This is a genomic window from Pseudoalteromonas sp. MMG012 (assembly GCF_018100875.1).
Lineage (GTDB): Bacteria > Pseudomonadota > Gammaproteobacteria > Enterobacterales > Alteromonadaceae > Pseudoalteromonas > Pseudoalteromonas aurantia.
Map to the genome: position 1 here is coordinate 14,566 of NZ_JAGJEF010000004.1, position 11,660 is coordinate 26,225.

Annotated in this window: 10 protein-coding genes; 2 read left to right on the top strand and 8 right to left on the bottom strand. The window is 41.0% G+C overall.

The features are described from left to right. Nucleotides 1-35: 35 nt before the first annotated feature. Nucleotides 36-1,406, top strand: a complete 1,371-nt coding sequence (gene yegD / locus J8L97_RS02220) for a molecular chaperone (protein WP_211047709.1) — start codon at nt 36-38, stop codon at nt 1,404-1,406. Nucleotides 1,407-1,539: 133 nt separating this feature from the next. Here yegD and J8L97_RS02225 read toward each other — a convergent pair whose 3' ends face one another. Together J8L97_RS02225 and J8L97_RS02230 are read right to left on the bottom strand one after the other, a co-directional pair. After that, a complete protein-coding gene (locus J8L97_RS02225) occupies nt 1,540-2,169 on the bottom strand; it encodes a LysE family translocator (RefSeq protein ID WP_211047710.1) in 630 nt (209 codons plus the stop codon). A 219-nt stretch (nt 2,170-2,388) separates the two neighbouring features. After that, entirely contained in the window at nt 2,389-3,573 is a 1,185-nt protein-coding gene (locus J8L97_RS02230) for a multidrug effflux MFS transporter (protein ID WP_211047711.1), read from the bottom strand. Between the two features lie 176 nt (nt 3,574-3,749). Between J8L97_RS02230 and J8L97_RS02235 the strand changes: the two genes are divergently transcribed. Continuing rightward, a complete protein-coding gene (locus J8L97_RS02235) occupies nt 3,750-4,214 on the top strand; it encodes a hotdog fold domain-containing protein (RefSeq protein ID WP_210995475.1) in 465 nt (154 codons plus the stop codon). On the opposite strand, the gene J8L97_RS02240 is transcribed toward J8L97_RS02235, so the two are convergent. The 6 genes from J8L97_RS02240 to J8L97_RS02265 form a co-directional block, all read right to left on the bottom strand. Beyond that, nucleotides 4,215-4,610 carry a polymer-forming cytoskeletal protein gene (locus tag J8L97_RS02240; RefSeq protein ID WP_192508323.1) on the bottom strand — a complete coding sequence of 132 codons (396 nt, stop codon included), beginning with the start codon at nt 4,608-4,610 and terminating at the stop codon, nt 4,215-4,217. Continuing rightward, entirely contained in the window at nt 4,600-5,574 is a 975-nt protein-coding gene (locus tag J8L97_RS02245; RefSeq protein ID WP_211047712.1) for a M23 family metallopeptidase, read from the bottom strand. The genes J8L97_RS02240 and J8L97_RS02245 overlap by 11 nt, the downstream gene beginning before the upstream one ends. 202 nt (nt 5,575-5,776) lie before the next feature. Next, entirely contained in the window at nt 5,777-7,090 is a 1,314-nt protein-coding gene (gene fahA, locus J8L97_RS02250) for a fumarylacetoacetase (RefSeq protein ID WP_211047713.1), read from the bottom strand. 109 nt (nt 7,091-7,199) lie between these two features. Further along, on the bottom strand, nt 7,200-8,246 hold the full coding sequence (gene hppD, locus J8L97_RS02255; protein ID WP_192508320.1) for a 4-hydroxyphenylpyruvate dioxygenase: 1,047 nt from the start codon (nt 8,244-8,246) through the stop codon (nt 7,200-7,202). A 453-nt stretch (nt 8,247-8,699) separates the two neighbouring features. Further along, nucleotides 8,700-10,133 carry a peptide MFS transporter gene (locus J8L97_RS02260; RefSeq protein WP_192508319.1) on the bottom strand — a complete coding sequence of 478 codons (1,434 nt, stop codon included), beginning with the start codon at nt 10,131-10,133 and terminating at the stop codon, nt 8,700-8,702. Between the two features lie 265 nt (nt 10,134-10,398). Further along, entirely contained in the window at nt 10,399-11,610 is a 1,212-nt protein-coding gene (locus J8L97_RS02265) for a DUF642 domain-containing protein (RefSeq protein ID WP_210995479.1), read from the bottom strand. Nucleotides 11,611-11,660: the final 50 nt, after the last annotated feature.

Genomic DNA, 11,660 nt, shown 5'->3' on the forward strand with positions numbered 1-11,660 from the left:
TACTCTGCGCGACCTTTTTGTGTTGTGAGATTGTTATGATAGTTGGTTTTGATTACGGTAGTTCAAATTGTGCGATGGGTATAATGGCCAATCATGATGTTAAATTGGTGAACTTAGAATCAAATCGGACGTACTTGCCATCGACTTTATATGCACAACACAATGCATTGGTTATTGATTACGTTGCAAAGCAATTGCAACAACGCAGTGTTAGTGAGGCTGAGCAGTATTGTTTAGAGCGCGCAAATACTTTACGGTCGGTGCCTGCTATTCGACGTGATCTAGGTTTAACCCAAGCAGAATCGGGCTTGGCCATTGGTTCTGCAGCGATTACTGAGTATATTGATTTTCCTGAAGAGGGTTATTTTGTTAAGTCGCCGAAATCATTCTTTGGTGCGGTTGGGTTAAAAGCACAGCAAATTGCATTTTTCGAAGATATTGCTACCGCGATGATAATGCAAATTAAACACCGTGCGGAGCAACAGTTAGGCTATGCTCTGACGCATACAGTGATAGGTCGGCCTGTTAATTTTCAAGCCATCGGTGGAGAGCAAAGTAACCAACAAGCGACGGCTATTTTGACGACCGCAGCAAAGCGCGCAGGCTTTTGTGAGGTTGACTTCTTGTTTGAACCTTTGGCTGCTGGCATCGATTATGAAACCTCTCTGACTGAAGATAAAAAAGTATTGGTCGTGGATATTGGGGGCGGAACGAGTGATTGTTCATTTGTCCAAATGGGACCAAGCTACCGTGGGAAAAGTGTTCGTGATCAGGATTTTTTGTCACACAGTGGGAAACGTATTGGCGGCAATGATTTAGATATAGCACTGTCTTATCATACATTAATGCCATTGTGTGGGCTCGGAAGTACGCTTAGATCAGGCTTACCTATGCCTAACCAACCTTTTTGGCAAGCATGCAAAATTAATGATTTACACTTGCAAACTGACTTCTATAGCAACGTCAATGCGCGCTCTTTAGAAGCGATGCTTCGAGATGTATCGGAGCCGGACAAGCTGGCTCGATTAATGTTTGTACAACAGCAAAAGCTGGGACATCAAATTGTTAGGCAAGGAGAGCTGGGGAAAATAGCGTTGTCTGAAACGGATCACTTTGAGGCAAACTTAAGTTTTATAGAGCGTGCACTTAGTCAAAAGATATCGGTTAATGAGTTAGCGGAATCGATTGATGATAGTTTATTGCAGATTTGTACGCTTGCAAAACAAGCAATTGATGATGCAAATACTCAACCTGATGTAATCTACTTAACTGGCGGCAGTGCACAGTCACCTCTTTTGAAAGCAAAGCTTCAACAAGCATTGGGCAATATTCCTATGCTTAATGGTGATAACTTTGGCAGCGTTACAGCGGGCTTAACTAAGTGGGCGGAGCAAATATATCGCTAATCAAGTTTTTGCTCTTGTTATCGTTTGTATTGCTCGTGCAATATAAGCGATAGCACCTTGCAGGCTTTTATGAAGCAATTAAAATACGCCTTTGTTTTATTCTTTTTATTTATGCAATTCGAAATCGTCACGATTACAGCAATAAATTAATGGCTAACGCGATAAAAATGCCCCCTGATACTCTATCAATCCATAGTGGTGCATTAGGGTGGCGACGAAAGTAGCTCGCAATCTTGTCACCACCATAAATGTAAGCACAGTCAATAGGAAATGCCAAGATGGGGTAGAGCAACCCAAAGATAGCCAATTGTAGTGTTGTGGATGATAATGTAGGGTCAACAAACTGCGGGATGAAGGCAATAAAAAATAGTGCAACTTTGGGGTTGAGCACCTCAGTCATCATTGCTTGCAAGAATACATTCTTTGGCTTTTTAGTACTGACATGGGGCTTCTCGCTGGTGTTATCTGTCTTGAGAAATGAATCTTTAATTGTCATAAAACCTAAATAGCATAGATAGGCTGCACCTAAATATTGCACTGTGGCGTACGCGAAAGGCGATGCTTTTAAAACTGCTGATAGTCCTATCACTGCAAATAATGTATGTATGACTCCACCCATGGCAAAGCCCAAAGCACTTTGCATTCCTGCAGCCCGCCCATTTGTAAATGTTTGCGCCATGAGAAAAGCATTTGATGGGCCGGGGGCGATAGCGATAACGGAACTTGCTACGAGAAATGAAATAAGGAAATCAGGATTTAACATAAGCGTATCTTATTATTGTTATTACGTCATAGTATAAATATCTAGAGGCGAAAATGCAGCTGCTAATTAGATAAAAGACAAAAGCGGGCATGGTGCCCGCTCATAATTAGGTTGGGTTGGGACTGATCTGAGTGAGTGCAAGTGAAGTTGCGTTGAAACGCCCACATATACATATCTGTCTGACGCAATTAAACAATACAACTATGACAATAATATGAATTATGTACTATTGTGGTGCACTTTTTCTTTTAGTTTGCTCGTTAGGATGAGTAAAAAAGGCGCTGCTATTAATAAGTGCAATGCTAACTGGACTGGAGCATCAAGTAGCAATTGCTGTGAACTAAACGCTAATACGCCCGCCCCACTCATTTGCATAACACCTATCAATGCGGAGGCGGTGCCTGCTTGTTTGGGAAAGCCCGAGAGCGCTTTACCTGCTGCCGCGCCAAGGGTAAATGCAAAGCCAATGGAGGCAATATACATTGGGATCATAATTGCACCAGGGTGCCGGATATGTTGCAAGCCTAACATCAGTAAAGCGCCTATAATAAATAAACTCAACCCGGTGAACAGGGCACCTCGACTGTTTCGTTTTATAAAGTGGGGGGCAATAAAGCTGACGACAATACTAATGATGGCATTAATCGTAAACCAGAATGTAAAAGTACTGACCGTGCCATTTAACTCGTTCATTATCCAGCCTGGGGTGGTGGTGACAAACACTAACATTGCCGCCATTCCAATCATTGTTAGTGCTGAGTTAAACATGAATTCAGTACTTTTTAGCATGGGAAAAAAACGTCTAAAATCAAGTAGGTGACCTTCGTAAATGGTACTTTTTGGTTTGGTTTCTTTAAATAGTATTAATGTTAACAATAAGCCTAAAACAGCAAAACCGCTCAAGAAGATAAAATTACTGCGCCAACCAAATTCCACAGTAAGCCAAGCGCCAAGTAGAGGAGCAAAAGCAGGGATGAAGCAGACAATTCCGTTGAGGTATGTGAGCATCTGTCCAGCACCTTTGTGGCCAAAACTGTCTCTGACTATTGCGAATGCAGCAACGAATGTGGCACATGCTCCTAGTCCTTGCAGTGCTCTAGCAACCATGATGCCTATCCAGTTGGGAGAGAAAACAGCCAAAATTGCGCCTAGCGTAAAAAGCAGTATGCCTGCAGTGGCAATTGGCTTTCTGCCAAATTTATCGGCAAGTGGTCCAGCAATAAGTTGACCTAGCCCAACAGTTAGCATGTATATACTAACCGTTTGTTGTATCTGGCTTTCAGCCACATTAAGACCTTGCTGCATCGCGACAAATGCGGGCAAATAAATATCTATTCCCAACGGACAAAAAATAACAAGTAGAGCAAGGATGAATATTAGAGATTTACTGGTGGACTGTTTCATTACTACATCTTTTGGTTGAGATCCCTGATGGGCGCTATTGTAATCATCATGAAAAAAAAGAACAGGACATAACACCGATCTGAAAAAATATTTTATTCGATTATATTGGTAGTGAATGTTTTATCATCTGGTCTGATGTGTTAGGTTTGATGAATTAATACAACGGGGATCATAAAATGACAACTCCACTTCTCAAAATATATAAAAAAATGAAATGGCTACCTTTTGGTAATTGGTTGTTTAGCAAAGCAGTATGTAGAAAAGCGCCTTATTTTGGATCAATAAAGCCGACTATAACGCAGTTAGAGCCAGGGGTATGTATGGCTACCATCCCTAAACGCAAAGCGGTGTTTAATCATATTGGCACCATTCATGCAATTGCACAGTGTAACCTTGCCGAATTGTGTGCAGGGGTGATGGTGGATGCAACAGTACCGCACAAGACCCATCGTTGGATCCCTAAAGGAATGACGGTGCAGTATCTCAAAAAAGCTGAAACAGATATTAGTGCGGAGGCTAAAATAACACTACCGAGACAGTGGCTGGATAAAGAGGATTTAATTGTACCTGTAGAGGTTTTTGATGCGCATGGAACAAAGGTATTCCATGCGGATATAAATATGTATGTTACTAAGCGCTAGCTATTGTGCATTTGAGTGTTCTGAAATAGGGGTGATGTTAGTCACCTCTGTTTTATGTGCAAGCTTACCTTCAATTAATGCACCAGCCTCTATACTAAGCGTATCGTGAAGCACATCACCATGCACTCTAGCTGACTCTTCTAGCATGACTTGGTCTGCATTTATGCAGCCATCCACAGTTCCCTTTATAAGTACTTGATGTGCTTTTATATTACCTTCAATAACCCCATGTTGGCCAACAATGAGTATATTAACCATAAGATCACCGGTTACCTTACCATCAATTTGGAGTTCCCCCTCGCAGGTAATATTGCCTTCTACGTGGGTGTTTGGAGATATTAGAGCTGGAATACCTGAGGCTGTCTCAAGTTGTTTTTTCTTAATTTTACTGAACACGATTAATTACCTTGGCAAGCTTAACTGGGTTGATCTGCTTATTATTTTGCAGTACCTCATAGTGTAGATGAGTACTTGTACTGCGTCCAGTGCTCCCCATAAGTGCAATCGTGTCAGCTTTGTTGACCGATTGTCCCTTTTTCACTTTGATAGTATGTAAATGACCGAAGCGTGTCGTGATGCCATTTGGGTGCTGTATCTCAATAAATTTACCATAGCCACCATTATTACCTGCTCTCAAAACGACGCCAGCAGCGGGGGCGATAATGGCTGTTTTATGCCAGCCAGCTAAATCAACGCCTTTATGAAATGCTCGCCTGCCAGTCATTGGGTCTTTACGAAAGCCAAATGGGCTTGATATGTAGTAGTCATCTTTAGCGACTGGCATTTCAGACGGTAACTGCGTGATGAGTTGCTGTAACTCGCTGAGCAAAACGAGTTTATCGATTGTATCAATATAATGACTTGGGAGTTGCTCAAGTGGTAATTTATGATAAGGACCACCTTGGGCGGCATTATCACTATCATGATAAGCGATACCAGCTTCATCTAATAAGTTATTAATTGTATGTGTTCTTGTGTCGATTGTTTGGTTTAAGGAAGTGATGAAGTGCTCTTGTAACCAGTGTACTTGCGTGCTATTTTTTTGAAACTGAGCTTGTGGTGAGGCTTCCGGCTGCGTGGGCTCTTCACTTAGTTTAGGTGGTAACGCTTCCATTAAACTCTGTAGCGCGAGTTGTTTTTCAGTTAACTCATTCAATTTACTTTGCTGTAAATTAAGCTGACTTTCTAATTGCAGCCTCTCTTGTTGCCATTGTTGTTGCTTGGTTTCATTGGATAAATTGAGTGTAGCAATGGTCGTTTTTTGTTCAAAAAAAGCACTGCTTACTATTGCTAGCCATACCGTCATCGCCGTAAGTATGATGACTATCGTGAATTGTAACCAGCTAGACAGCGTAACCATTCCCACTTCTCCGTTTTGGCGAAGCAGTAATTGGCGCTTTTGAAATAACAGGTCAAATAGGCGATTGATATAATTTAGCATACACATATAAATTTATAATTAACGCTTCACTTTAACAATTTCTATACAAAAATCCAGTTTAAACATTCAAAAAAAGGCGTGCTTATGCACACCTTTGATTTATATGAATTTTTGGAACTGACTATTTTGCTGGTAGGATTGTGCCTTCAACAGAGCCAAATCCAATGCGATTAAAGCCTTCAGCTTCACACCAACCACGCATGATCACGGTATCACCATCTTCTAAGAACTTACGCTCCTCACCATTGGTAAGCGTGATACTTTCTTTGCCACCACGAGATAGCTCAAGTAATGAGCCTGCTTCTTCATGATCTGGGCCTGATTGAGTACCTGAACCAAGCATATCGCCAGGTAAAAAGTTACAACCATTCACTGTGTGATGAGTCACCATTTGTGCAACTGTCCAATAGCTATGCTTGAAGCTAGATTCAGATACCTTACTTGGCGTATGGTTATCAGCACGCATCTTTTGTGTTTCAATAGACACATCCATTTGAATATCAAAAGAGCCTGACTCGCGGTTTTGCGTTGACTCTAAATACTCAAGTGGCTGCGGATCATTTTCATCACGTGTCCACTGCGTACGATAAGGTGCCAGTGCTTCAGTCGTTACTATCCAAGGAGAGACCGTTGATGCGAAGTTTTTCGCTAAGAATGGACCAAGCGGTTGATATTCCCAAGCTTGTAAATCACGTGCTGACCAGTCATTAAATAAACAGAAACCAAATGCATGGTTCTCGGCATTTTCTATTGCAATATGATCGCCAAGTTCGTTGCCTTTACCAAGGTAAATACCAAGTTCTAGTTCGTAGTCTAAACGCTTACATGGTCCAAAAGATGGCATATCTGCGTCTGGCGCTTTAGTTTGGCCTTTCGGACGTGGGAATGCTTGGCCAGATACACCTATTGATGATGAGCGACCGTGGTAACCGATTGGTACCCATTTGTAGTTAGGTAAAAGCGGATTGTCAGGTCTAAATAAACTACCAACCGCGGTTGCGTGATAAATTGATGTGTAAAAGTCTGTGTAATCTCCAATATGACATGGCATTGAATACTCAACGTCAGATTGTGAAACCAGTGCGGATTCAAGCGCACTTTGATGCTCAGACCCTTCACGTAATGCACGAGACAGTGCAAGACGAAGTGCAGACCAATATGATTGGCCCATACCCATGAATTCATTTAATGCAGCGGCATTTGCAGCCGTCACAGCCGAGTGAGCTTCGCCTGAGAAAATACCGGCTTCAGCAACAACTGCCAAATCTAAAACTTGATCACCAATGGCGACGCCGCCACGAAATTCTTCGTTGCTGTTTGTACGGCGAAATACGGCAAAAGGTAAATTTTGAATTGGGAAATCAGTACCAGCTAAGTTGGCGCTTGCTACCCAGCTCATTAAGCTATTATCGTGCGTTTCGTTAATAAAAGACATTATCTTTCCTGTTTAACTATCATTGAGACTATTTTGCCTCAACTTAAATAGAAAAGCAGCCTACTTAAGTATAAGTAAGCTGCTTAGACACTTATTTTTATCAGCGGCGTTAAAGTACACCGCGACGCTCTTGATCTCGTTCAATTGATTCGAATAGAGCTTGGAAATTACCCTCACCAAAACCACCGTCATCAACACGTTGGATCATTTCGATGAAGATTGGGCCAAATAGGTTCTTTGAGAAAATTTGTAGTAAGTAACAGTTCTCACTTTGGCTATCTACAAGAATTTGATGCTCACGAATTTTATCTTTATCTTCTTTTACCCAAGGAACACGGTCAAAAATGGTATCGTAGTATTCAGGGATGATGTCTAGTGTTGCAATGGTTGATTGATCAAGTTGGTCAAGTGAACCTACAAGGTCATCGGTTAAGAATGCTAGGTGTTGTACACCTGGACCATTGTACTCATTTAAATACTCATCAATTTGGTTATTATCGTTGCCTTTCCCTTCGTTGATAGGAATAGAGAAAGTACCACAAGGCGATTTAAGTGCATATGAGATCAGTGCCGTCTTTTGACCTTTAATGTCGAAATAACGCACTTCAGTAAAGCCGAATACGTCTTTATAAAAGTTAGCCCATGTTTCCATCGTGCCTTTATAAACATTGTTAGTAAGGTGATCTATACGGATGAATCCTTTATCTTTAACAATGCGCTGTTCTTCTAAATCAACAAAATCGTTGTTGTAGATAGAGCCTTTGTCACCAAATACGTCGATAAAGTAAATCAGGCTGTCACCAATACCGTAAATTGCAGGGTAAGGTAAGTTTTTGTGTGTTGAATCTGTTGCTGGTTTTGCGCCACGCTCAACAGCCACTTCAAATGCTTTTTGTGCGTCTTCTACTCTCCAGCCCATTGAGCATATCGCTGGACCATGACTTTTTGCAAACTCAGCAGAGAAACCTTCACGTTCGTTATTCAATAAAAAGTGAATGTCGTTTTGGTTGTAGTAAGTGATATCTTTATCTTTAAAAGATTTAAGCTTTGAAAAGCCAAAATCAGTAAAGACTTTGTCCATATAATCTGCATCAGGTGTTGCGTATTCCGTAAACTCAATACCAACTAACTTTAGAGGGTTACTTACTTCACTCATTGTCTTACTCCAGCAATTAAGCACATTAGATTGCTTGTTTAGATGTGTTTCTCATTAATTGAATAATTCACCAAAATGAGAAAAAGGGAAAGGTTTGGGGTAGATTTCACAAAGTCGTGATTTGTAAATTTACTTGCACAATGAGTCGATAAAGACGCGTGCATGCTGACAGCAATACACGTGGTAATTTTCTAAGCGGGTATTCTCCGGTATTAATCGTGGAGGGAATACTTTTTATATGTGATTTTTATGTTTTACTTATTGTAATGTAAGCATTTTTTATTTTTTTGGGATTTTACATTTGAAAAGCAATAAGTGGGTATAGGGTGAAGGGTACAGTGTTCTTTGTCTTTAGAGTGTAAACCAGCGTATACAGATGTGGCTTTAGGGGCATGTATGAATGAAAAAAAACCACGCTTTATCGGCGTGGTTTTTTTGTAAAACGAATTAAAACTACGATTTAACCGCTGAGATTTCTAACTCTTCCGCTAAAATGTGCTCTTGAGTGTGTGGTTCATGATGGCCTTCTGCGCCGTGCATCCAATCGACTAAGCGGTCGCTGAGCAAGTACATTGCTGCTGCAGACAATAAAGCCGTTGCGCCAAGGCCAATGAAGATGCCCATCGCGTTGTTCATGGCTTCTTGTCCTTCACCTAAGAATGAGCCAACAAAGCCTGCGATTTTATTTGCGATGGCAGTACATAAGAACCAAATACCCATTAGCAATGATGCTAAACGTAGAGGCGCTAATTTGCTCACCATAGATAAACCAATCGGCGACAAGCATAGTTCACCTAAAGTATGGAATAGATAAAACAGTACTAACCACATCATACTGATCTGTAATGAACCTTCACCAGAGCCTTCAGTGATTAATGCTAACATCATGGTAAGAAAGCCAAGGGCTAGGAAAACCAAGGCAATCGCAAACTTAACAGGGGAGTTTGGTTCTCGCTTATCAAGCTTTAACCAAATCATCGCGACAATTGGTGCAAAGATAATGATGAAAAGTGAGTTTAGAGACTGAAACCAAGAAGCTGGGATTTCAAAGCCCATCAGCATGCGGTCAGTATAATCGTTGGCAAAAAGGTTCATCAAGCCGCCTGCTTGTTCAAAGCCCATCCAAAAGATGATACTAAATACACTCATTGTAAAAATAACCTTGATGCGGTCTTTCTCAACACTCGTTAATGGTTCTTTAGTGCCTGTTGCTGACTGTGATTGCGATAACTTAGCTGAAGGAACAACGCCAATATCACCTAAATACTTTTTACTCAGTATAAGCTGCATAACTACTGAAATAACCATGCCGATACCAGCGGCAATGAAGCCTGCTTGCCAGTTTATGACCGCTGCAACATAACCTGCAACAAGTGGCCCTAACGCACCACCTAAGTTGATACCCATATAGAAAATAGTAAATGCGCCATCACGACGTTTGTCGCCGTCATTATATAAATCACCGACCATAGTTGAAATATTTGGCTTGAATAAACCATTACCAATACACAGTAAGGCTAAACCAAGATAAAACACGTTAACTTCCATGCCAATGACTGCGCTGTGAGGAACCCCCATGATAAAATGGCCTAGCGCCATTAAAATACCACCTATGATAATAGCTTTACGCTGGCCTAATACGTTATCAGCTAACCAACCGCCAAACAGTGGGGTTAAATATACGGCCATGGTAAAAGTACCATATAGGCTAAGAGCGTCGGCATTTGACCAGCCAAACCCTCCGTCTTGGGTCATTGCAACAAGATATAAAACTAAAATGGCACGCATGCCATAATAACCAAAGCGTTCCCACATCTCTGTGCCGAACAGCAAGAATAAGCCTTTAGGATGTCCTAAAAACTCTCCTGCTTTAGGTAATGAACTCATATGTACTTCCTAATAAAATCAAATATGTTGTTAGGCCTTATAATAATCGTGACACATAAAAAATTATGCGTTTGAACGGGTGGCCAATGTTTTTGGTGTTTCTGCTAGTTATGACGAAATAACTGACTAACTATGCAAAAAGGGTGCGTTAGTATAACTAGCTGCTGCGTGTTGGGGAAGCCTAGAAGCGGCTTGTACCTTAAAAGAGGCAATAAAAAACCAGTCATATGACTGGCTTTTTTAATAAAAAATGACGTATATACGATTAATTGCAATAATCGTCCACAAAAGTCAAATCATTAACGTGAGGGGCAGCATCCATTACATAGGTTGCGACAGCCGTTGCTGGGTTAACAGAGTATATTTTTGCATTTTCACCAGCTACTCGACCTGAAATATACACAGTTCCATTGTCGCCAATGGCCAAACCTGATGCCCAATTGACGCCATGGTCACCAATTTTGTCTAAACTCATGTCACCATCATCTAGAGTATATAAAGACTTTCCTGTCAGTACATATAACGTATTATTGTCCGCAGAATAGGCGATATCACCATGCTTAAAATCATCTCCTGCAAATGTTAATTTACCTAAGACAGTTTTTGCGCCAGTCTGTAAATTAAAATCATACATGTATGTTTTACTTGTTGACCGTAATGACTGGCCGTCAGGTGTTATAGCAGAGCGGTAAATAGGATATGACGTCGCATCTGCGGCCTCAGTTTCAGCATTACTTGCCAAATCCAAAGTCCACACTTTAGACGCTTTGGTGTTACTGTCTTGCTGTTCCATGAAATACAGCACGCCATCTTTGCTCGCAATATTGGATGCTGTGTGAGATACCCCTGTTAATTTACTATATGTACCAGTATTTACATCGAAGAAGTAAACATATCCAGCTTGCTCAGAACCAAAATCATTAATACCAAATAGGCCAGTTAAGCAGGCTCTATTTGCAATACCAGTTACTGAAACATTGTCAATAAAAGCACCGTATGAGTCAGAGGTACCGGTGCCTGTAAACTTCAATTCAGTTGAAGCCCCAGAAGCTGTTACGCTGACAGAGATATGCTGCCAGCCTCTTGAAGTGCCATTTAGATTTGCCACTTCAGCACCATCCCAATATACCTTTGCTTGGTTGGTATCGCTGTTATTATCAACGCGTGGAGAATAATAAAAGCTCAAGGTGTAGGTTTGGTTAGCTTGAGTAGAAAGCGTTTGCTTTACACTGTAATTGGCTGTTGAGTCTAGCTCTATGTATTGATTACCTTCTTGTGGCGTGATGATACCAAGTGTGTTTGTTTGAATTTCAAACTTAGCCCCATCTCTTTGCCAACCGGTCATGTTATCAAGTAGAGTCCATTTTTTAGAAACAACATCCTGTTCAAATGAGCCATTCGTCACTAAATTACTCGCAAAAGCGGTGTTAAGCGAAACAAGAGAAGCTAAGCTCAAAGTTAAAAAAGACAGTTTCATATAGAACTCCTAAAAATAAGAAACAGTGGAAGCAGTTAAGCTCAATAGAT